Origin of the sequence: Sulfuricurvum sp. (assembly GCF_049587615.1) — a bacterium.
GTDB lineage: Bacteria > Campylobacterota > Campylobacteria > Campylobacterales > Sulfurimonadaceae > Sulfuricurvum.
Map to the genome: position 1 here is coordinate 44,999 of NZ_JBAVEF010000050.1, position 22,431 is coordinate 67,429.

Consider the following 22,431-nt stretch of genomic DNA (forward strand, 5'->3'; position numbering starts at 1 on the left):
TATAATCACTCAATATTGTATTGTTTCTTATGTCGAAAAAAACTATTTTAATGATAATTATTTGAACACCCGTGCAAAAATTTTATCAACATTTTTGGTGTAATAATCGTAATTGAAGCATTCGCGAATCGCCTCTTCGCTCAAACTTTGGCGTAATTCTTCATCGTCCAAAAGATATTGAAGATACAAACTCTCCCCTTTATCATTGATTGCACTTTTGCCTTGCTGCAACCCTTCCCATACTTTCATCGCGTTGCGCTGAACGATGCGGTACGCATCTTCACGGCTCACCCCTTTGAGAGGAAGTTCGAGTAAAACGCGTTGTGAGAAAACGAGTCCTCCCGTGAGGTTGAGATTACGCATCATGTTCTCAGGATAAACGACGAGGTTGGCGATAACACTGTTAAAACGGTGAAGCATAAAATCGGACGTTACGAAACTGTCCGGCAGCCAAAAACGCTCGGTCGAGCTGTGAGAGATATCACGCTCATGCCACAGAGCGACGTTCTCCATCGCAGGGATAACATAGGCTCTAACCATACGCGCTAACCCGGTGATATTTTCGGTCAGAATCGGATTGCGTTTGTGAGGCATTGCGGATGACCCTTTTTGCCCTTTGGCAAAAAACTCTTCACACTCATACACTTCGGTGCGCTGCCAGTGACGAACCTGTACGGCAAACTTTTCGATTGAACTTGCCATCAATGCCAAAGCACTTGCCAAACGTGCATAACGGTCACGCTGGATAACTTGGTTAGACGCAGGTGCCGCTTTAAGACCTAACGCTTCACACGTATACTCTTCGAGTTCTAACGGTGCGTGAGCAAAATTCCCCATAGCACCTGAAACTTGACCGACACAAATCACTTCCATCGTTTGTTGCAGGTTTTCCAAATGGCGAGCCATCTCATCGTACCAAACGGCTAACACCAAACCAAACGTAATCGGCTCACCATGAATCCCGTGGCTTCGTCCGACCATCAATGTCATCTTGTGCTCTTCAGCTCTTGTTTTAATCGATGCCATAACCATTTTAACATCTTCAATGATTAGCGCCAACGAATCACGCATCTGAAGAGCGACTGCGGTATCAACCGTGTCCGAAGAGGTCATACCGTAATGGAACCAGCGACTCTCTTCTCCGAGGGTTTCCGAAACCGATGTGGTGAACGCGATCAAATCATGACGAGTGATCGCTTCGATCTCATCGATACGTTCAACACTGAATCCAGCATTCTCTACAATCTTTTTAGCATCTTCATCGGGAATGAGACCCAATTTATTCCACGCAACGACTACCGCTTTTTCAACATCAAGCCATGCTTGATATTTTGCTTGGATGCTCCATTTGGATTTCATCTCTTCTCTAGCGTAACGATCTACCATCTCTCAACTCCTTAGTATGCTAAAATGCGCTTATTAAATCAGACTTTTTTGTGTCCGTTCACCCTGAGCTTAGTCGAAGGGCTTTTTCATGGTTCGACATGCTCACCATGAACGATATCTACTGTATATATAAGTCTATCCAACCCTCCCTAAAAAGGAATTAAATTGCCCTTTGTCACTAAGCAACTTCATGCACCGGAGCGTCAAAAAGCATTTCGCTTTTTAATGCAAGAGTTAGGGATTACACAAAGCGAAGCACAACGTTTAATCGCCAAAGGGAGACTCTCTCAAGAGGGTGTCGTGATGTCGAATAACGCGGGATACATTGAAGGTTCCTTTGACTTTATCTGTTTTGAGCCTTTAACTTTAGGATTAGAGCCTACCTTTGTTGAAAAGGAATTTGCCGTCTACGACAAACCCAGCGGTCTCCTCGTCCATCCCCAAAACCGTCATACCCCCTACAGCCTCAACGATGAGATCAAACATCGTTTCGGACATGAAGCCAATATTACCCATCGTATTGACCAAGAGACCAGCGGTTTGGTTTTGGCGGCGCGTAACAAAATAAGCGAGCGTGTTTTAAAAATGATGTTTGAAGAGAGACAAATCACCAAGCGCTACCTCGCCATGGTTAAAGGGCATCTCAAAGAACCTCTCGATATCCAAGAGCCACTCTTGCGACGCGAAGATCCTAGTTCTATTATACGTATGATTGTGCGGGTTCATCCAGAGGGAAAAGCTTCTCGTACTTTTATCACACCTCTTCAGTATTTTCCCGAAACGGATACCACCCTCGTCGAAGCATCTCCGTTTACAGGACGTCAACATCAAATACGGGTTCATTTGTTCCACGTGGAACATCCGATCATCGGTGATCCGATCTATGGTCAGGATGAAAACGATGCCGTTCGCTTTTTAGATCGTGAGATGTCGCTCGAAGAACGCTTTAATAACACCTGTGCATCACGACTATTGCTTCATGCCCATTCGCTTGAATTTATCTACAATGACACTCCCTACCATGTTATCTCCAAAGAAGATTTTATAACGCAATGTTTTGAAGCCATGAAAGCGAAATAAACTGTATGCCGTTCATCACTAAAAAACTTCATGCCCCTACGCGTCAAATGGCTCTCACCTTTTTAATAAACGAACTGGGAATCTCACGCAGTGAAGGACAGCGTCTGATTGCCAGAGGACGTTTATCCCAAAACGGTACCGTTATGTGTGATCAATTCGGGTTCATAGAGGGGGATTGCGAGTTCATTTGTTTTGAACCGTTATCACGCGGATTCAAACCGATGTTTGTCACTAACGACTTTGCAGTGTACGACAAACCAAGCGGTTTGAGTGTCCATCCTCATAGCCGTCTTTCACCCTACACACTGAATGATGAGATCAAACATCAGTTTGGTGATGATGCTAACGCGACACACCGTATCGATCAAGAGACCAGCGGTTTGGTTTTAGTTTCTAAAAATAAAAAAAGCGAAACCGTTTTAAAAAAGTTATTCTCTGAACGTGCTATTACCAAACGGTATCTCGCCATGGTCAAAGGCCATCTCCAAGAACCTCTCGACATCCGAGAAGCTCTGTTTCGGAATGATCATCCCAATCTTTTAATCAGTATGGTTGTCAAAGTTGACCCCAAAGGGAAACCTGCTCATACTATTATTAAGCCTCTTCGTTACTTTCCAGAACACGATATGACACTCGTAGAGGCATCACCGTTAACCGGACGAACCCATCAAATACGAGTTCATTTGTTCCACGTGAAACATCCGATTATCGGTGATCCGGTCTATGGACCGGAGGAAAAGGATGTTATACGATTCATCAAAAAAGAGTTGTCACCCGAAGAGAGGATGGAAATAGGGCAGTCAACGAGACTGTTGCTTCACGCCCATTCGCTTGAATTTGAATACGAAAATGAGAAATATTCTATTGTTTCAGAGAAAGATTTTATCAAAGAGTGTTTTGATGCTATGAAAATTTTATAGTAATAAGTCTCTCTTTCTTTTCTTTTTCATAAGAAAAGAAACAAAAGAAAATCGCCCTCACCCCAAATCGCTGGCGGTACGCTTGTGCACTACTGCACGCGACCTTGCTCTTGGTGTGGTGTGAGGGCGTTATTTATTATAAAATTCCCGCGATCCATTACCTAGAGCCGTTCCGAAGGCAGTAGTGCCGAGAGGAACGAGCGTTCTTGGATCGCGGTATGATCTTTTGGTACTTTTCTGACTAAACAGAAAAGTACATACAAAACTTACGCAGCGTTACTAATATATCGCTGCCGTTTTGCCTCTTTGATCTTCCGAATATCAACTAAAATATATCCATCAATGCAACTGTTGAAATCCGTATCGATCCCGAAATCCATAAACTCTACTCCTCCCTCTTCACACAACTCACTGTACTGCTTATAGAGAGTAGGAACCGATACGTCTAACGCTCTGAGATAGTCTTTAAGCACTCTAAAATCCTCTGGATAGTTATCGCCGCTGAACAGTGTTTTAAACTCATTCTGGACATATTCAGAGAGCCGATACGGTGATTTGGCTTTAACCATCGTATGATTTGCACCAAAATAGAGGGTATAAAAATAGACTAATGCCTCTTGTGCATGTTTGGGAAAACTTCCCGATATACTTACCGGTCCTAACATATATTTGATCTGGGGATTATGACTGAGATATGCACCGATCCCCTGCCATAGATAATCGAGGGCACGGCTTCCCCAGTATTTGGGTTGAACAAAACTGCGCCCAAGTTCAATGGCATCTTCCAATATCGTTTCAAATTGCTCATTCATATCGCATAAATCGCTCATATAAAGGCCCTCTTTGCCCAACCATGAAAGAATCCATCCACACTCGCCGATACGGTATGCTCCGGCGATTTCAAGTGCTTCATCATCCCACAGTACCAAATGGTGGTAATAACGATCATACGCATCGATATCTCGCGCGTGACCGCTCCCTTCACCCACTTTGCGAAAGGAGTATTCACGAAGACGTCCGATCTCATTAATGATATTGGGGGCATTCTCATGTTCAATCAAATAAATTTGTTTGCTATCACTTGTCAGACCAAGCAGTTCCCCCTTGCGAAGTTCAGCTCTGAGTTCCTGGCGTGACACCGGATGGGCAATCGAACATTCAGTTGGATAGATTCCCTTTTTTCCTCTGGCGATGCGCAGAAGATGCTTTCGGAACAAACGTGCATGCCGTTTTTCGGTAAGATTGAAATCACTCAATGCTTTTTCGCTTACCATTTCTCCGATCGTAAAATCAAACACACGATTCCGTGCGGCAAAAATCTCATGACTCAGCAACAACGCACCCAAAGGTTTATAAATCCATGAGACACCGTAAAATAATGGGCTGTTTTTCCCTTTGATATGGATGGGAAGAATCGGAGTAGCATTGCGCTTGGCAAATTTGATAAATCCCCCTTTCCAGGTTCCCTCTTTGATTCCAAACAATCCGGCACGGGAAACTTCACCGGAAGGGAAAAAAATCACCGCCTCTTCGGCTTGCAGCGCATTATCGATTTGCCGTAAAGCATGCTTGGAGAGCTTGTCACTGAAATTGTCGACACCGATCATAAACTCTTTGAGCTGAGTGATTTCACCGAGAAGGCGATTGGCAACGATTTTCACTTTTTTGTCTTGACGCACCGAACATACCATCTGGATTAGACACAGAGCATCGAGTCCTCCCAGAGGGTGATTGGCAACAATGATTACTTTGCCCATCGTAGGAATATTCTCAATTTGACGATGAATCGTTTTATACGAAACATTTAAATACTCTAAAACCGCATTAATAAACTCTAAACCGGTTTTTTCCTGATGCTGTTCCATAAAACGGTTAATCGATTTTTCACGAAGAAGCAACCGTGTCAATCCTACAATCGTTTTATTGATGATCATCGGATAATGAAATATTTTCGGATGCTGTTTACGTAAAATAAATTCGGCACTGACCATGGTTGCAACCTTATATTAAGATATACCTATTTCTTATAAGTATTCTGATGATTGAAACGGTAAGCGATGTGCATTTCAGATCGGTTACATTTGAATTACCGGGTGATTACACCCTTAATCAAAGAAAAAAAACTGTCAATGAATGTGAATAACTTTTTATAACAATAGATTAATTGTCAATTAATGGGATAAAATCCTATAAAAGCCCTAGAATAGGGAGCTTAAGGCCGTTTAAAGAAATGTTAATTAAGAGTATTTTTAGATAAAATATTTCTGAAATTGAATCTAAATGTTTTACTTATTTTGCAAAAAACGACCTAACTTATTCACAATGTCATCACAGTGTGAATATTACACATTTAGAAAATATTTTGATTATTTTGCAACGATTCAGAAATCTTTCAGAGGGTTAACAGAGAGTAACACTTAAGTCTTTTATCAATCGAAAATTATTAAAGGATTCTAAGGCTCTTTCGATACACTTCTGACTTAGCGGCCCTCCTGGTGTGTTGGTCGCTTTTACTATTCATTTTATTACGCCAAAGGAGCAAAGCCCCTTTGTCTACGTTAACACTATGTTTTCTTCGGCAGAAAGCCCATTCATTTTTTTTCTCTACTCTTTTGGTTGATCTCTAGCTTAACACGTTGGGCATGGGTGATCGCTACCGCCATCGCATCGGTAATGTCCAGCGGCTTTATCTCTTTGGTTATTCCTAAAATCTGTTTTACCATAAATGCCACTTGTTCTTTTGCCGCTTTTGCTTTTCCCGTCAACGCTTTTTTGACTTGCAACGGGGTATATTCGGCAAACATCCCATACTCTTGCAATATTTTAAGGGTTAAAGCTCCGCGAAATTGTGCAAGCTTTAATACTGTTTTAGGGTTATGGGCATAAAAAATATCTTCCATCGCCACTTCATCGATTGTGTGCACGTGGAACAATTGCTCAATTGCTTCAGCTACTTGGGGAATTTGGTATTGGAGAGACTCTGCTTTTATTTTAATGAGTCCCGCTTCTATGAGGCGTAATTTTTGCCCTTCGATCGCCACAATGGCATAACCGCAGTTTCGAGTTCCGGGATCAATCCCTAAAATATTCATTTTAATCCCTATTCACAGGGTGAATGAATTCTATTCACCTCTTCTTTGAGGCTAATTATAGGCAAATATCGCTATTATTCACATTACTATTCACAGGAAAGGGAAAAGATGAATTCGATTGGGAAACAGGTTTTAAATGCACTCAAAGGGGAGATTAATGAGATCGATTACCAACGTTACATTAAACAACTCACCTACGATGAAGCTGAGTCCAAAAGCAATCTCGCTGTTTTTCGCGCTCCCAATACCCTTATTGCCAACTGGACCCGAACAAAATTTGCCGACAAAATAGCCCATCTTTTTGAAATTAAAACCAATATCAAACCCACCGTATCGATTTTGGTCCAATCTTCATCGGCACCCTCATCAACCCAAAGTGCCGCTGCACCCGTTAATGTAGAACGCCCCAGCGGTTCTTTGCTCAACCCCTCCTTTACTTTTCAAAATTTTGTTGTCGGCGATTCCAATAATTTCGCTTTTATTGCCGCCAAAAATGTGAGCGAAAAACCGGGTGTTGTCTACAATCCCCTCTTTATCTATGGAGGTGTCGGTCTGGGCAAAACCCATTTGATGCAATCGGTCGGTAATGTGATGCTCGCACAGGGCAAAACCGTTATTTATACCTCGGTAGAACAATTTTTAAACGACTTTACCCGCCATCTCAGCAACCGAACCATGGATCGGTTCAAAGACAAATACCGTAAATGCGATCTCCTTCTCATCGACGATATCCAGTTTTTGAGCAATAAAAATCAAATCCAGGAAGAATTTTTCCATACCTTCGATGCACTGCGAAACGAAAACAAGCAAATCATCATCACCTCCGATAAACCCCCGAAAAAAATCGGCGGTCTCGAAGAGCGCCTTAAAAGCCGCTTCGAATCGGGCCTTGTTGCCGATATTCAGCCTCCGGAACTCGAAACTAAAATCGAAATCATCAAGAAAAAATGTGAAATTAACCGCGTTAAGCTCGACCGTGAAGTGATCAACTACGTCGCTACGATTATCGAAAACAATACCCGTGAAATCGAAGGGATTCTCTCCAAACTCAATGCCTATTCCCAACTCATGGGGGTCGATATTACGATCGAGTTTGCCCGTAATGTCCTCAAGGAACAGATGGCGGAAAAACGGAGCAATATTACTACCGACCTGATCATGGATACCGTAGCCAAAGAACTCAATATCAAACCGAGTGAAATCCGTTCCAAAAGCCGTAACAGCAACATCGTTTATGCCCGTCGCATCGCCATTTATCTTTCCCGTTCTCTGACACCCAACTCAATGCCGCAATTGGCTCAATATTTTGGGATGAAAGATCACACTGCCGTCAGTCATACGATGAAAAAAATTCAAGAGTTGATGAAAAACGATGAAGATTTTCGTGTTAAAGTCGAAGAGTTGTCTAATAAAGTATCTGTTGCCACTCCAGAATAATTTTTTTGTGTTTGTAAAGGCTATTTAAAAAAGATATAATTCAGGATGTGAATAGAAGTGAATGAAAGAGAATCGTTTCATCACATCGCTAAAGCAGGAGAGATGGGAGTTTGTGGGCTGTTTTCACCCATTCACACCCCCTTATTACTAACTACTACAATTAATGCTATAAATAATAATAGGAGTCTTATATGAAAATTACCGTTGACAAGTCTGTCTTGGAAAATATCCTTCTGCATCTTCAACCTTTTTTGGAGAAAAAAGATACGTCACAGATTACTTCTCATATATTGCTCTCCACAGATGGCAGAACTCTCACCGCTAAAGCAACCGATTATGAAATAGGACTTGTCATTCAAACCAATTCGGTCAGTGTGGAAGAACCCGGTTCCCTCACTGCAAACGGTAAAAAACTTCTTGATATTATCCGTATCCTCAAAGATGAAGAAATTGAACTCAATTTAGATAAAGACACTCTTCATATTCGTCAAAAACGTTCAAACTTTAAACTCCCTACCTACAAAAGTTCCGAATTTCCAATTTTTCCGACAACCGATGGAAAACCAAAAATTGCAATCAATTCACAAGTATTGATTGAATCGCTGAAAAAAATTACCCCAGCAGCCGATACCAACAATCCTAAGTTCGAACTCAACGGTGCACTGATTGACATCAAAAGCAATCAAATCAATTTTGTCTCTACCGATACACGTCGTCTAGCACTGGTCCATATCGACAGTCAAAATGATGCAGAACTCTCGATTATCGTTCCTAAAAAAGCCATTATTGAAATTCAAAAACTCTTTTCCGACAATATCGAAATTTCTTACGACAATACCCATCTTATTATTACATCGGAAGACTCTCTTTTTTATACTAAACTGATCAACGGTAAATTCCCCGATTACAACCGTATCATCCCCAGAGAAGCTCAACGTTCAATAAAATTGCCAAAAAGCGCTATTATTACCGCTATCAAGCAAATCACGACCATCTCCAATGATCTCAAGCTTACTTTCCAAAACGATGCCATTTTATTTGAAAGTTTAAGTGACGACAACATTGAAGCAAAAACAGCTGTTGAAATCGAAAACGGATTTGAATCTCCTTTTATCCTTGCCATTAACAGCCGCTATATCTTGGATTTTTTATCCCAAGTCAACGGAACCGAATTTACCCTTGAAGCCAATGAATCCAATCAACCGTTTGTTTTAAAAGATCAAAATTTTAAAACCATCGTTATGCCAATAGTTATTTAACTTTATCTTTCTTCCTCATCCCCCAATTTTTATAGCTGGATTCCCGCCTTCGCGGGAATGACAGAGCTAAACCTTCTTTTTAGTTTATCTACGGTAAAATAAAGCATTAAACACGCTTAAAAGCTGGAGCAACTATGGAAAATTACGGTGCTAGTAATATTAAAGTCCTAAAAGGTCTTGAAGCCGTTCGAAAACGACCGGGTATGTACATCGGTGACACCGGTCATCGCGGGCTTCATCACCTGATCTACGAAGTCGTTGACAACTCGATTGACGAAGCGATGGCAGGACATTGTGATACGATCACTGTAACGTTAACGAAAAACGGTACGGCAATGGTAAGCGACAACGGTCGCGGTATTCCAACCGATATGCATCCAACGGAAGGGATCTCTGCGGCTACGGTCGTTTTAACCGTATTGCACGCCGGTGGTAAGTTTGACAAAGATACCTATAAAGTCTCCGGCGGTTTGCACGGTGTAGGGGTATCGGTTGTTAATGCGCTCAGTAGCGATTTAAAAATGACCATCTTCCGTGAAGGTCAATCGTTTGAACAAAATTTCAAATGCGGTATTCCCCAAGAACCATTAGCGGTAACAGGCAATACACGTAAACGTGGAACAACGATCGAATTTTTCCCGGATCCTTCGATTTTTACCGAAACTATTATTTTCGATTATGACTATTTGGCAAAACGGTTCCGTGAATTGGCCTACCTCAATCCCCGTATTACGATTATTTTCAAAGATGAGCGAAGCGGTGCTAATAATACCTACCATTTCGAAGGGGGTATCAGCCAGTTTGTTACTGATGTGAATAAAAAAACCGTTGTGGCTACTCCGTTTGCGTTCAGCGAAAAAATCGAAGATATCGAGATGGATATCGCTATCATGTATAACGACAGTTATGATGATAAAACCTTTACCTTTGTCAATAATATCAATACCCCCAACGGCGGTACCCACGAAGCGGGTTTTCGTGCGGGATTAACCCGTGTTATTTCCAACTACAACAAACAAAACGGTAATGCGAAAGAGAAAGATGTTCCTCTTACCGGAGAAGACGTATCCGAAGGGCTTATCTGTGTCGTATCGGTTCGTGTACCGGAACCGCAGTTTGAAGGTCAAACCAAAGGGAAACTGGGGAATACCTATGTTCGACCGTTGGTACAAAAAGTTACTTACGAAAAACTGACTAAATATTTCGAAGAAAATCCGATTCAAGCTAAAGCGATTATTCAAAAAGCTCTTATGGCAGCACGCGGAAGAGAAGCGGCAAAAAAAGCGCGCGAACTGACCCGTCGTAAAGATGCAATGACGGTTGGAACCTTGCCGGGTAAACTCGCAGACTGTCAGAGCAAAGATCCGTCTATCAGCGAGCTTTATCTGGTGGAAGGGGATTCTGCTGGAGGGTCTGCAAAACAAGGACGTGACCGTGTTTTCCAGGCGATTTTGCCGCTGAAGGGTAAAATTCTAAACGTTGAAAAAGCTCGTTTGGACAAAATTCTAAAGTCTGAAGAGATTACCAACATGATTACCGCACTCGGATGCGGAATCGGAGAAGAGTTTAATGAAGAGAAACTCCGCTACCACAAAATTATCATCATGACCGACGCCGACGTCGACGGAAGCCATATTCAAACCTTATTGTTAACATTCTTCTTCCGCTATTTGCCGAAAATTGTAGAGAACGGATATCTCTATCTGGCCCAACCGCCATTGTTCCGTTACAAAAAAGGGAAAAAAGAGATTTACTTTAAAGATGATCGTGTCATGAATGCCTTCTTGATCGAAAACGGTATTGAAGCATTGGATATGGAAAATCTGAATGTCGGTGTGAATGATCTGGTCTCTTTCTTTAAAATGGTCGATCATTACCGCAGTACTCTTGATGCATTGGAACGCCGTTATGCACTCGTAGAACTTATCCGTTATTTCATTGAAAATCCGGATTTAATTGCCTTGTCTTTGAGCGAACTTTATACCCATGTTGAAACATTCTTGAATGCTCAAGGCAATAACATTCTCAGTAAAAGTGTGAATGATGAGGATATGCACCTCTTTGTTCAGACGAAAGAGGGACTTGAAGAACTTCATGTCAATGATGAACTTTTTGCATCACCTCATTTTGCCGAGGCTAATTACATCTACCAAAAAATCCAAGATTGGAATTTACCGCTAGAAGGCGATTTGTTAGAGTTGCTTACCCAAATTACCGATTACGCGAAGAAAGGTTCTTATATTCAACGCTATAAAGGTCTGGGGGAGATGAATCCAGAACAGCTGTGGGAAACAACAATGACACCGGAAAACCGTGTATTGCTCCGCATCACGATAGAGGATGCTGAATCGGCCGGTGAATCGTTTAATCTCTTTATGGGGGATGATGTCGAACCGCGTCGTAATTACATCGAAACACATGCCAAAGACGTCAAGCATCTGGATATCTAAAGTAATAAGATGATGTGGAATACAATAAGTGCGGTTTACTGCACGTGGGCACTCTGCCGAAGAGAAAACAAGGGTACCGCTCGCGTAGCGATGTTTCCTGAGCCTAGTGTTAGCGTAGCAAAGGGGGACTTTGCCCCCGTAGCGTTTTAAATAATGACCTACACTGAAGAAAAAGAGCGTTCTCACCGTTTTGCATTGGCATTACGGATGGGATTGCCTATCTTTTTTCTCAGTTCGGTTACCCTTTTTGCCCTCTTTACCCAAACCTATACCACGCTCACTTCACTCGTAATCTTATCCATTGCCCTATTGGGGATAATGATTTATTTCATTTTTTATCTCATTTATCAAAGCAGCCAGGAAAATATTACCGATACGGTTACCCATACGTTTACTCCGGAATATTTTTTTCGGCTGTTTAAAAAATCGATTGCTAAAAAGACACAGACGCTTGTACTCATCAGCGTTGAGAATTTATGGTCGATAAACGAACGGTATGGGATAAAAAACGGTGATAAGGCATTGCAAAGCACCGTTATGAAACTTGATACCTTTTTTCGTGACAAAAAGATAGAAAAACTTCCTGTAGGGCGTTATAAGGGAAGTGATTTTTTAGTTTTTTTACCCGGAGAAAAAGAGCAGTATTTACCTTTTATCGAACTTTTTTTGAGTAAATATCAGAATCATATCAATGATGAGATAGAGATACGGCTTGAAGCCGTGATGATCGATTCACGCTTAGGGGATGATGTCGAGTTGTTGGTAAGCCGTTTATATGAGCTTCATAATGATCGGGTAAGTTCCGAAAAAGAGGACATTTATTCAATTAACGAACTTGAGAACGAGATTAGCGAAGCGCTTGAACAAAAACATTTTTCGATTGGATTCTGGCCGGTATACGGTGATGAAGATCCGGTATTTGACATGACGGTTAAGCTTATCGATTCGGAAGGGCGGTTTATCCATCAAAGCCGTTATATCCCTGTATTAAACCGACTGAATAAAATGCGTCGTCTTGAAAGCGAGGTACTGGAACAAATCGGCGCTTTATGCGATGAGCGAAACAGAAATTTTGTGGTAACCATTTCTTCTGTCACCTTGCGAAATCCCCATTTTTTTGAGCATGCCTTAACGTTGTTTGAACGTTATCCTCATGCCCGATATAAAATAACCCTGATGTTTGAAGAGAAAGAATATTGTCATCAGCTGGAACGTTTTGCCCATCAAATCGCCCATTACCGCAAAGCGGGGTATAAAATAGCATTGGATCGTTTGGGAGGATATCATACAACCCTTTTGTATCTCAAAGAGTTGGAAGTGGATCTCGTCCGTTTCGATCCGCTCTATACCCGTCATATCAAAGAAGCAGGGTATCAGAACATTATCCAGGGGCTGAATCTCAGCGCCCACCTGTGCGGAGCTAAAACTTGGATGTCGATGATTGAAGATGGTATTACCGATACGGTTGCCCAATCTCTAAAAATCAACTACCGTCAGGGAAATTTTCATGGTAGTATTTTGACAATGGAAGAACTGATTCAGTCTCAATAAAGCAAATAGAACCAAAGGGATGGTGTTTCTTTGGCAGTTAAAATAAAATAAAGAAGGTAAACCATGAAATATGGAGAACAAATCGTAGAAAATTTCGATATCGAAAAAGATTTCGAAATATGGCCGAATCAACATGAGCGTGATTATGTGATTAAAGTAACGTTACCGGAATTTACCTGTTTGTGTCCTCGCAGCGGATATCCCGATTTTGCAACGATTTACGTCGAATATACGCCGGACAAATGGGTGGCAGAACTCAAAGCGATCAAACTGTATATTAATTCATTCAGAAACCGCCATATTTCGCACGAAAACAGTGCGAATGAGATCTACAGCACTTTCGAGTCAAAAATTGCTCCTAAGCGCTTAAAAGTTGTTGCAGACTATTATCCGAGAGGGAATGTTCATACCGTCGTTGAGATCGACAGCGAAAAAATGGTGAAAGAGAAATAGAGAAAAATTCAGATCATTCACACTACGGGAGAATATTTATATCTCTTCCGTATGGACGATACTCATATGCGTGGGTGATTTTTTTGCCTTTTTTTTCTGTTGAGCAAACAACTGTTGCAAATGTTCTCCCGTGAGAAGGGTTGAACCGCTCCCGATTCGGATAATCACTGCACTTACGGCAAGAAGTTTAAACTCTTTGATATTTCCCTCTCTATCTTCGGAGAGGATGTATCCCCGTTCGCGGTCTTTTGCATCATAAAAATCACGTACTTCTTCAATAAATTTTTGTATCAATGTCTCGATATGGGTGCATACCGATTCAAAGGTGACGGTACCGTGCAAGAGCGCCCCCATGAAAAAATCATCGCCTCCAATGTGCCCTTTAAAGTACTCAAGCGGGAGACATTTGTGCATAAGTTCTGTAAAAAGTAAAATTACCCGATCCCCGTTACGAAATCCGTAATGATCATTATAGGGTTTAAAATGGTCGAAATCAAAATAAACGACAACGGCCTCTTCGCGATTATCCAGAGTATGGGCAATGTACTCGTTAATCCTAAAATTTCCCGGTAATCGGGTCAGCGGATTCTCATCACGGGCGGAGATAAGATGGCGTTCATGTACGACTTCGATCAATTCCCGTGCACTTAGATAACCGATATAGCGGGATGATTCGGTAACTAAGACTCCGGGAGCATTGGGTGAGAGCGAAAAGAGTTCAATAATGGTTTCTAAAGGCATGGCGACATCTACAACCGGAATCGGTTCGATGTAGGTATCTAAAACGGAAAGATTGGAAGAGCGATTTTGAATTAAGGATCTTCCGAAGGGGGAATAAATAACCGATTTAAGCCGGTGTTCATGTATTATCCCTTTCGGATACGAGGCGGAATCGACGATAGGTACTAAAAAAAGTTTATCATCGGCTTTGAGCAAATCCAACAATGATTCCACAGAATCACCGATGACGATCGGTTTAAGAGGTTCCAGCCGCTTTAGAATAATACTTTGTTCCCCTTTTAATCGCTCTTCCCTCACGGTCGTCCCTACGACATGAGGATAACGAGCAATGATTTTGCTGGTATCGATCGTCGGATGCTGAACAAAATATCCCTGTACCATGTGGGCACCGATCTCTTTACAGACAAAAAGTTCTCGATCGGTCTCTACCCCCTCGGCAACTACTCTGGACCCTATCAGTGTTGCCAATTTGACCATATTACGTGCCAAAAGCTTCTTTTTAGGATCTTTATCAATCGAACTCAAGAAAAAACGGTCGATTTTAATAATATTAGGGGAGCAGTGATAGAGAAGCTTATATCCGGACTGCCCGATACCGAAATCGTCAATGGCAATGCAAAATCCCTCGTCACTGTAATGGTGCATTAGACGGCTAAAATGGTCAATATTGGTGATTTCATTCTGCTCTGAAAGTTCAAAAACAATACTTTTATGATCCAGACCGTAGCGTTTGAGGATACGAAACGTATTTCCTTTTGAAAAATCGGTCATTTCCAAAACGCGATTATCCAAATTGTAAAAAAGTTTGAGGTGCTCATACCCCTCTATCATACAAAATTTTTCGATCACTTTTTCGCGTAAACGAAGATCAAACGTATAGAGAATATTGTTGTCATACAGATGGTCAAAAAAAGATGCGATACTCACATACCCCAGTACATCCGTACCGCGTAAAAGTGCTTCTACAGCAAAGGTAATTCCCGAATGGATATCGACTATAGGCTGAAAAGCGATGTCCAAAACATCAAAATATCGTTCATAAAAAGGGTGCAGTGGTTCCATACTTATAAGTATAAGTTGCTCACATTGCAAACAGATTACATAAAAGTGCTGCTGAAACAACAAGGTGTAATTTCTTTGTAACCGCCTTATTCTATATTGCGGAAAACTTTACACCCCTGGAGATTAAAAATGAAAAAAATGTTTTTGCTTTTACCTGTCGGTTTGCTGGCAGCTACAGGATTGGTTTGGATAGGTACCTATTCCACATCGCAACAACCCTCAACTCCATCCGCACAGGTGCTTTCCCAAAATCCGGAGGAACTTTTTACCCTGAGCCAGAATTCGCTCCGTCAAATCATCCGCCATGGAGATGACAAATCAATTCCAACCCTCCAAAAATCATTAGATGCGCTCGAAACGACCCTGGTGAAATATGAAGAACAGGGGCTAAGTGTAAATAAAGTGGAAGGATTGATTGATCAGTATATCCAGGACAGTTCCCAAATCGCTCAAGCAAGTGCCCCTTATCTGCAAAAACTTAAAATATACGATACTTTTGAACAGGAAAAGGAAGCAGAGTTTATCCGTTCACTTGAACAAATCGGTTTAAATGAACTGATAGCTGCGAATACGAAGCTTAACAAAAAACGGTTGGAATATATGAAAGAACCATCTCTTGAAAACGAGCAAAAATATCTTGAGATGGTTTCCGGTATGAAAAAAATGATTACGGAACTTTACCTCGACACTACTATTGAGGAGCCGCTTTTCGCCTATATCGAAAATCATAGCCACTATTTCAAAACCGTAGAATCTTTCTACACTGTGGCGGGAATAGAGAGGGTTCATCGTTTGCGTGAAAACAGTTATGCGATTAAAACAGAGTTGCAGCTTCTTCCGAAACTGTAAAAGAGGAACGATAGGAGATACACAGAGGAACTTAAAGAGGTTCTTGTCCTCTTTAGAGCATGACGATCTATCACCCGAACTTACCGGTGATATACTCTTGGGTGAGTTTTTCTCTCGGGGTGACGAAGAGTTCTTCGGTGTGTCCCAGCTCAATAAGTTCGCCCAGATACATAAATCCTGTGTAATCACTGACACGTGCCGCTTGCTGCATGTTGTGAGTAACGATGATGATACTTACCCGTTCTTTGAGCTCGATGACCAGTTTTTCGATTCCCTGCGTTGAAATCGGGTCAAGTGCGGATGTCGGTTCATCGAAAAGCAATACTTCGGGTTCTACTGCGATAGCACGTGCGATACACAACCGCTGCTGCTGACCGCCGGATAGACCGTTGGCATCATTTTTAAGACGGTCGCTTACCTCTTTCCAAAGAGCCGCATCTTGGAGTGCTTTTTCGACACGGTCACGCAGCTCGGTTTTGTTTTTAATCCCCTGAAGACGCATACCATAGGCCACGTTATCGAAAATGGACATGGGAAATGCCGTCGGTTTTTGGAAAATCATCCCGATTTTGGTACGCAAGTGGATCAAATCTTCTTTTGCTCCGAGGATATTGCGCCCTTCGAACTCGATCTCTCCGTTGTAGGTATTGCCCGGATACAAATCATGCATTCGGTTAAATGAGCGTAAAAGGGTGGTTTTTCCGCAACCGGATGGCCCGATAAGTGCCGTTACCGCATTTTTGGCGATCGGCATGGATACTTTTTTCAAACTTGGAGCGGGTGCACCTTTATAGGTAAACTCAAAATTACGGACTTGAAGTGCGCACTCTTCTTTGATATCGATAATACTTGCCATAAGGTTATTTCCTTTTTCCCATTAATAAAATAAGCCGTCCCACAATATTGAGACCTAAAATAAACATTGAGAGGATAAAGGCTGCCGCCCATCCCAGCTGTTGCCAGTCATCATACGGACTGATTGCATAGTTAAACATCGTCACCGTCAGTGAAGGCATCGCTTCGTTCAAATCGGTCGTGAAAAAGTTGTCATTAAATGAGGTAAATAGCAGGGGTGCCGTCTCTCCTCCGACACGGGCAATCCCGAGAAGTACCCCCGTTAAAATCCCCGCTTTAGCGCCGCGATACACAACATCGATAATCACTTTGTACTTTGGAGCACCCAGAGCAAACGCCGCTTCACGAAGCGTTCCCGGTACCAGTTGAAGCATATCGTCGGTGGTGCGCAAAATAACCGGAATCATAATGATTGCGAGGGCAATGGCCCCTGCCCATGCGCTGAAATGCCCCATCGGCATAACGATGACGGCATAGACAAATGCTCCGATAACGATTGAAGGCGCCGACATCATAATATCCGAAATATCACGAATCGTATGGGCGAGTTTGGAATTCTTGCCGTATTCGCTCAGGTAGGTCCCCGCCATGATTCCCAGAGGAACCCCTATGAATGTTGCCAGCCCTACAAGGATCAGTTGACCGACAAGGGCGTGTTTAAGACCGCTTTCCGCATATCCCGGAGGGGAGCCTTCGAAGATAAAAATGTTCCAGTTCAGGGCATCGACCCCTTTCATCATGAGAACACCGAGAATCCAAAACAAAAAGGCGAGGGCGATTACCGCGCTCAACGTTGAAAGGATTAAGGCGATTTTATTGATGATGATCCGTTTTTGGATTGCGGTCATTGTCCTTTCCTCACTTTACGTAAAAAGTAAAATTTCGCAACGGCGATAACGACGAAACTCATTATGAGCAATGTCAACGCCAATCCGAATAAGCTGGAAAAATAGAGTGAACTGTCCGCTTCGGTAAATTCGTTGGCAAGTGTTACCGGAATCGACGTCGTCGGATCCATGATCGAGCTTGGGGTGTGGTGAACATTCCCCATAACAAAGGTAACGGCCATCGTTTCACCGATTGCCCGTCCGAGGGCGAGGATCAATGAACCGATAATCCCTGCTTTTGCGTAAGGGATGATAATGTCTTTGATAACGTCCCATTGGGTTCCGCCGAGGGCGTAGGCGGATTCTTTGAGGATATCGGGAGTGGTGTTCATCGCATCACGGGTAACGGCTGCCATAAACGGCAAAATCATGATGGCCAAAACGATTCCGGCAGCGAGGAGCCCAATCCCCATCCCTCCAAAAAGGTCACGTAAGATCGGAACGAAGAAAAACAGGCCCCACATACCGTAAATAACCGAAGGGATAGCGGCGAGGAGCTCGACGCTGACACCGAAGAACCCTTTGATTTTATCATGAGCGATTTCGCTCAAAAAGATCGCTACACCGATCGCAACAGGAATCGCCAAAAGCATCGCCAAAAAGGTGGAAGCGACCGAGCCGAAAATGGCCGCATAGGCACCAAACTTCTCAAGATTCGGCGCCCATTCATCTTTGGTAATGAAATCGAGTCCAAACGTCTGCATCGCTTCAATGGAGTGGTCAAAAAGAACCACGAATATCCATGCAACGATGAAAAGGATCAGCAGTGCGCTGGTGCGGGTCATGTTTAAGAAGATTTTATCAATCATGCCAAGCCTTGCCTAAAAAATATAGGCAATTTTATTACATAATGATTACAACACTGTTACCAAAAGATTATTTTGAACGCCAAAGGGATAAAATCCCTTTGTCTACACTTGCCGCTATGGCTCTAAAGCTTGTCACTTTTGAGGCAAAAATTTAGCCATTTAAGTGCCTGATCATGGGTATTGAATTCCTGATCGAGTTGGGCATTATAGGCATTTTCCAGTATCGTTTTAAACTTCTCGGACGGTGTTAGCCCCAATCCGATCAGATCACGTCCCATCAGCAGAGGGGATGGTGGCTCAAACAAGACACCCAATGCATCGGCACGCTCCCGGAGCCATTCGCCTGCTTCGTAACGTTTCGGTTTTTCACCGTTAAAAGCGCGTCCGAAAAAATCGGCTTTGGCAACCAAAATCAAATCGTCAATACACACGTGTGTACTGAGATTGAGAATCTCGCGATCATTAGCCTTTGCTTGATACAGTTTTCGAGGTTGTCCATGGTAACGAATCAGAGGGAGAATCCGGGCGACAAGGGCTTTGTCCTCGGTGATCCGATTGAGCCATACTTGAGCGATTTCGACCCCCATTCCGGCATGTTTCGGGGCATTGAGGATTCCGTTTTCGATGATGGTGGTATCGGGTTTGCCGATATCGTGCAATAACACGGCTAACAACAGTGCCATGTCCTTTTGCCATTCGCCGGTACGCATGGATGCCATTGTATCGATCGCCATAAGGGTATGGATCCAAACGGATCCCTCGGGATGAGATGTTCTCTCTTGAGGGGTATCCTCAAACCGATCGAGGGGGGCAAAAAAACGCAGCCCCCCCATTTCTCTCAGCAGTTCCATCCCTATCGAGGGGTGGGTGCTTTGGAGGAGAAGTTTTTTGAACTCCTCAAAAATCCGCTCTTTCGGGAGCTCATCAAAGGCACCCTCCGCAATCATCTTACGGCACAGAACTAACAGTTCTTGATCACAGGTTAGCTCATATCGGGCGGCAAACTGTACTGCTCGCAACACTCTCAGCGGATCATCGACAAAGGTGTGCGGATCGACACATCGGAGTCGTTTGTTTTTTAAATCATCGACTCCTCCAAACGGGTCTAATAGCGTCTGGGTAAGGGGATCATACCCGATGGCATTGATCGTAAAATCACGTCGTCGGGCGGCTTCGGTAAAATCAAGAGAGTTAAACCACACCATCTCAAATCCCTTATGCCCGAATCCATGCTTGGATTCGGTTCTGGGTGGGGAAAAATCAATCGAGTATTCCCCATACGAGAGTTTAAGTACCCCGAAGCTTTTGCCGTAGAGTCCCAGTTTGCCAAACGGGGTTAGGAGGGTTTCGAGCGACTCAATCGATGTTACGCCGTAGAGTTCGATATCAATATCATGGGTGAGGTGTCCTGTGAACGTATCACGGACAAATCCTCCAACAAGGACAGGTTTGATCCCATGGGAGGAGAGATGTTCTATCAGTCGTATCAGAGGAGGGGAAAGGGGGATCATTTTTTGGTTAGCTTGTTTTTTTGGATCAAATTTTCGAGTGAGAAACTAAACGTTGAACCGACCCCGAGCGTACTCTCGATATGGAGCATCGTATCGTGGAGTTTGAGGATGTAGGTGACGATAGAGAGTCCCAGCCCCATTGAGTTGTCCCAGCGGTTTTTTTGGACGCGATAAAATTTAGAGGTGATTTTATCCAGTTCTGCCGGAGCGATTCCGATCCCTTTGTCACTAACGGAGAGGGTGCTCTCGGTTAGGGTAACCATTACCTCTTCTTCGGAATATTTGAGGGCGTTGTCAACGAGGTTGGTGATGATCAGTTCGATCATCGTTTTATCGGCAAATACGGTTTTAGAAGCTCCGTTATAGCGAATCAAACGAGCAGGATATTTAGCCTGTAAAATGGAAATGGACTCACGACATACCTCGGAAAGTTCAAACGATGAGGGTTTGATAGAGAGGTCATTGTTCTCAAGTTTTACCGAAAGGGCAAGACGATCGAGCATCAGGGTGATACGATGGGTGTTCGCGAGGATTTTGCCTGAAAATTTTTCACGAATTTTTGGGTCAAGACTCAGATCGTCATGAAGGGTTTCGGCGTATCCCATGATGGCGGCAATCGGGTTTTTAAATTCATGGCTTATCGCTGAGAGAACATCGTTTTGCTGTTTGTTGATGAGGCGGAGCTTGGCGGTGTGTTTGCGCTTTTGTTTGTCGCGGTTATGGAGTTTCTTGACCAGGTTTTTGAGCATGATCGAGATTTGCAAAAATTCGCGGAAATATTCGGGTTTGAGGACAGCCCGATAGTTTTTTGCCGAAATCTGGTCTAAATAATGGGTGATCTGGAGAATATCGTAACGTGTTTTTTGGGAGATGTTGTAAGCGATCGCGAGGGCGATAACGATCAAAACACTAAATGCCCCTACCAGCTGGAGCCATAATCCATAAAAATGGTCCATGACACTCTCTAAACTCATCGCCAGGCGGATGTAAAATACCCGTTCAGGAGTAGTGATTTGGCGGGCGACATAGATAAAATCGGTTTTAACTGTATTGGAATAACGGACAGCCACTCCATAAGGTGCGCTCATCGCATGCATCACTTCAAGACGTCCGGAATGGTTTTCCATTGCACGTTTATCGGCATCGCTTTCGGCAATCACATCCCCATTCTCAGCAATAATAGTTACCCGCAAAAAGGTTTTTCCTGCCACCTGTGCCACAAAACGGTCAAAGTCATTGGTTGTGGAGAGGAGAGGTTCCAAGAGGTTGATATTTTCTTTCAGCCGCTCTTCACCGTCGTGAATGATCATCGATTTGAGGGTGAAATAGCTGATTAGGGAGGCACCCAAAAGCGCGGCAACAAAAAGTCCTAAAATATTGAGGAAAAAAAGTTGATGAATTCTTAACACAGGGTGTATCCGACTCCCCGTACCGTTTTGATATACTCTTTTGTTTTATCGGGGTCAATTTTTTCTTTGAGGCGGTTGATGGCGACATTGACCGTACGGTCTTGGTACACCTCATCACTTCCCCAGACGTGTTCGAGGAGATAATCCCGATCCAATACGATATTCTGGTTCGTGATGAGGGTATGGAGGAGATCAAACTCGAGTTTGGTAAGTTCTACGGATGTTCCATCGATCTGTACGGTGCGCGAAGCGAGATGGAGGGTAACATCGCGATAGGTGAGGTTTCCATCTATGGAGTGTTTTTTCGTACGGCGCAGGACCGCTTTGACTCGCAACACCAGCTCTTTCATACTGAAAGGCTTGGTGATGTAGTCGTCCCCTCCTCGCTCAAATCCCTGTTCGATCTCTTCGTCTTTGTGTTTGGCACTGACAAAAATGACGGGGGTTTGAATCCCCCGTTTACGGAGTGATTCGATGAACTCGCTCCCCTCGGCACCGGGGAGATTCCGATCCATTAAAATGAGATCTATTTTCTCCTCTTCAAGAGCATCAACGACATGTTTGGTATTGAGAAAGCCGATGGTTTCAAACCCCTCTTTTCCAAGATGGTATTCCATCAGTTCCAAAATATCCTGTTCATCTTCGACAATCAGTATCAGGGTATCCACTGCTAACCTCTT

At 43.1% G+C, this 22,431-nt stretch carries 18 protein-coding genes; 8 read left to right on the forward strand and 10 right to left on the reverse strand.

The genetic code is table 11. The features are described 5' to 3' along the window. Positions 1–57: 57 nt before the first annotated feature. Positions 58–1,386 carry an adenylosuccinate lyase gene (purB, locus tag WB308_RS08765; protein ID WP_424190877.1) on the reverse strand — a complete coding sequence of 443 codons (1,329 nt, stop codon included), beginning with the start codon at positions 1,384–1,386 and terminating at the stop codon, positions 58–60. Between the two features lie 165 nt (positions 1,387–1,551). Between purB and WB308_RS08770 the strand changes: the two genes are divergently transcribed. Then, positions 1,552–2,466, forward strand: a complete 915-nt coding sequence (locus WB308_RS08770; protein ID WP_424190878.1) for an RluA family pseudouridine synthase — start codon at positions 1,552–1,554, stop codon at positions 2,464–2,466. Positions 2,467–2,471: 5 nt separating this feature from the next. Continuing rightward, positions 2,472–3,386, forward strand: coding sequence for an RluA family pseudouridine synthase (locus tag WB308_RS08775; protein ID WP_424190879.1), 915 nt, complete (start codon positions 2,472–2,474; stop codon positions 3,384–3,386). Positions 3,387–3,652: 266 nt separating this feature from the next. Here WB308_RS08775 and WB308_RS08780 read toward each other — a convergent pair whose 3' ends face one another. Continuing rightward, complete coding sequence (locus WB308_RS08780; RefSeq protein ID WP_424190880.1) at positions 3,653–5,377, reverse strand: lysophospholipid acyltransferase family protein; 1,725 nt, start codon at positions 5,375–5,377, stop codon at positions 3,653–3,655. Positions 5,378–5,977: 600 nt separating this feature from the next. Continuing rightward, positions 5,978–6,478 (reverse strand): crossover junction endodeoxyribonuclease RuvC, encoded by a 501-nt coding sequence (gene ruvC, locus WB308_RS08785; protein WP_424190881.1) that lies wholly within the window; start codon positions 6,476–6,478, stop codon positions 5,978–5,980. A 108-nt stretch (positions 6,479–6,586) separates the two neighbouring features. On the opposite strand from ruvC, the gene dnaA reads away from it, so the two are divergent. The 5 genes from dnaA to queF all read left to right on the forward strand — a co-directional run bounded on the left by dnaA (position 6,587) and on the right by queF (position 13,628). Beyond that, entirely contained in the window at positions 6,587–7,915 is a 1,329-nt protein-coding gene (dnaA, locus tag WB308_RS08790; RefSeq protein ID WP_424190882.1) for a chromosomal replication initiator protein DnaA, read from the forward strand. Between the two features lie 191 nt (positions 7,916–8,106). Further along, positions 8,107–9,174 (forward strand): DNA polymerase III subunit beta, encoded by a 1,068-nt coding sequence (dnaN, locus tag WB308_RS08795; protein ID WP_424190883.1) that lies wholly within the window; start codon positions 8,107–8,109, stop codon positions 9,172–9,174. A gap of 134 nt (positions 9,175–9,308) precedes the next feature. Then, positions 9,309–11,624: a DNA topoisomerase (ATP-hydrolyzing) subunit B gene (gene gyrB, locus WB308_RS08800; RefSeq protein ID WP_424190884.1), complete on the forward strand. Its 2,316-nt coding sequence runs from the start codon at positions 9,309–9,311 to the stop codon at positions 11,622–11,624. Positions 11,625–11,777: 153 nt separating this feature from the next. After that, positions 11,778–13,175, forward strand: coding sequence for an EAL domain-containing protein (locus tag WB308_RS08805; protein WP_424190885.1), 1,398 nt, complete (start codon positions 11,778–11,780; stop codon positions 13,173–13,175). Positions 13,176–13,238: 63 nt separating this feature from the next. Then, positions 13,239–13,628, forward strand: a complete 390-nt coding sequence (gene queF, locus WB308_RS08810) for a preQ(1) synthase (protein ID WP_424190886.1) — start codon at positions 13,239–13,241, stop codon at positions 13,626–13,628. 36 nt (positions 13,629–13,664) lie between these two features. Here the strand turns inward: queF and WB308_RS08815 are convergent, their stop codons facing one another. Next, on the reverse strand, positions 13,665–15,431 hold the full coding sequence (locus WB308_RS08815; RefSeq protein WP_424190887.1) for a GGDEF domain-containing protein: 1,767 nt from the start codon (positions 15,429–15,431) through the stop codon (positions 13,665–13,667). Between the two features lie 129 nt (positions 15,432–15,560). Between WB308_RS08815 and WB308_RS08820 the strand changes: the two genes are divergently transcribed. Further along, positions 15,561–16,280: a hypothetical protein gene (locus WB308_RS08820; protein WP_424190888.1), complete on the forward strand. Its 720-nt coding sequence runs from the start codon at positions 15,561–15,563 to the stop codon at positions 16,278–16,280. 70 nt (positions 16,281–16,350) lie between these two features. On the opposite strand, the gene pstB is transcribed toward WB308_RS08820, so the two are convergent. The 6 genes from pstB to WB308_RS08850 all read right to left on the reverse strand — a co-directional run bounded on the left by pstB (position 16,351) and on the right by WB308_RS08850 (position 22,419). Continuing rightward, on the reverse strand, positions 16,351–17,136 hold the full coding sequence (gene pstB, locus WB308_RS08825) for a phosphate ABC transporter ATP-binding protein PstB (protein ID WP_424190889.1): 786 nt from the start codon (positions 17,134–17,136) through the stop codon (positions 16,351–16,353). Between the two features lie 4 nt (positions 17,137–17,140). Beyond that, complete coding sequence (pstA, locus tag WB308_RS08830) at positions 17,141–17,983, reverse strand: phosphate ABC transporter permease PstA (RefSeq protein WP_424190890.1); 843 nt, start codon at positions 17,981–17,983, stop codon at positions 17,141–17,143. Next, the gene (gene pstC / locus WB308_RS08835; RefSeq protein ID WP_424190891.1) at positions 17,980–18,831 is read right to left on the reverse strand and encodes a phosphate ABC transporter permease subunit PstC; all 852 of its coding nucleotides are present in this window, start codon (positions 18,829–18,831) and stop codon (positions 17,980–17,982) included. The genes pstA and pstC overlap by 4 nt, the downstream gene beginning before the upstream one ends. A 122-nt stretch (positions 18,832–18,953) precedes the next feature. Further along, positions 18,954–20,342: a CCA tRNA nucleotidyltransferase gene (locus tag WB308_RS08840; protein ID WP_424190892.1), complete on the reverse strand. Its 1,389-nt coding sequence runs from the start codon at positions 20,340–20,342 to the stop codon at positions 18,954–18,956. Further along, entirely contained in the window at positions 20,339–21,751 is a 1,413-nt protein-coding gene (locus WB308_RS08845; protein ID WP_424190893.1) for a sensor histidine kinase, read from the reverse strand. The genes WB308_RS08840 and WB308_RS08845 overlap by 4 nt, the downstream gene beginning before the upstream one ends. Beyond that, positions 21,745–22,419 carry a response regulator transcription factor gene (locus WB308_RS08850; protein ID WP_424190894.1) on the reverse strand — a complete coding sequence of 225 codons (675 nt, stop codon included), beginning with the start codon at positions 22,417–22,419 and terminating at the stop codon, positions 21,745–21,747. The genes WB308_RS08845 and WB308_RS08850 overlap by 7 nt, the downstream gene beginning before the upstream one ends. Between the last annotated feature and the right edge of the window lie 12 nt (positions 22,420–22,431).

Coding starts and splice junctions, on each gene's coding strand:
- purB (WP_424190877.1), bottom strand. CDS start 1,386: ATGGTAGATCGTTACGCTAGAGAAGAGATGAAATCCAAATGGAGCATC.
- WB308_RS08775 (WP_424190879.1), top strand. CDS start 2,472: ATGCCGTTCATCACTAAAAAACTTCATGCCCCTACGCGTCAAATGGCT.
- WB308_RS08780 (WP_424190880.1), bottom strand. CDS start 5,377: ATGGTCAGTGCCGAATTTATTTTACGTAAACAGCATCCGAAAATATTT.
- ruvC (WP_424190881.1), bottom strand. CDS start 6,478: ATGAATATTTTAGGGATTGATCCCGGAACTCGAAACTGCGGTTATGCC.
- dnaA (WP_424190882.1), top strand. CDS start 6,587: ATGAATTCGATTGGGAAACAGGTTTTAAATGCACTCAAAGGGGAGATT.
- dnaN (WP_424190883.1), top strand. CDS start 8,107: ATGAAAATTACCGTTGACAAGTCTGTCTTGGAAAATATCCTTCTGCAT.
- gyrB (WP_424190884.1), top strand. CDS start 9,309: ATGGAAAATTACGGTGCTAGTAATATTAAAGTCCTAAAAGGTCTTGAA.
- WB308_RS08805 (WP_424190885.1), top strand. CDS start 11,778: ATGACCTACACTGAAGAAAAAGAGCGTTCTCACCGTTTTGCATTGGCA.
- queF (WP_424190886.1), top strand. CDS start 13,239: ATGAAATATGGAGAACAAATCGTAGAAAATTTCGATATCGAAAAAGAT.
- WB308_RS08815 (WP_424190887.1), bottom strand. CDS start 15,431: ATGGAACCACTGCACCCTTTTTATGAACGATATTTTGATGTTTTGGAC.
- WB308_RS08820 (WP_424190888.1), top strand. CDS start 15,561: ATGAAAAAAATGTTTTTGCTTTTACCTGTCGGTTTGCTGGCAGCTACA.
- pstB (WP_424190889.1), bottom strand. CDS start 17,136: ATGGCAAGTATTATCGATATCAAAGAAGAGTGCGCACTTCAAGTCCGT.
- pstA (WP_424190890.1), bottom strand. CDS start 17,983: ATGACCGCAATCCAAAAACGGATCATCATCAATAAAATCGCCTTAATC.
- pstC (WP_424190891.1), bottom strand. CDS start 18,831: ATGATTGATAAAATCTTCTTAAACATGACCCGCACCAGCGCACTGCTG.
- WB308_RS08840 (WP_424190892.1), bottom strand. CDS start 20,342: ATGATCCCCCTTTCCCCTCCTCTGATACGACTGATAGAACATCTCTCC.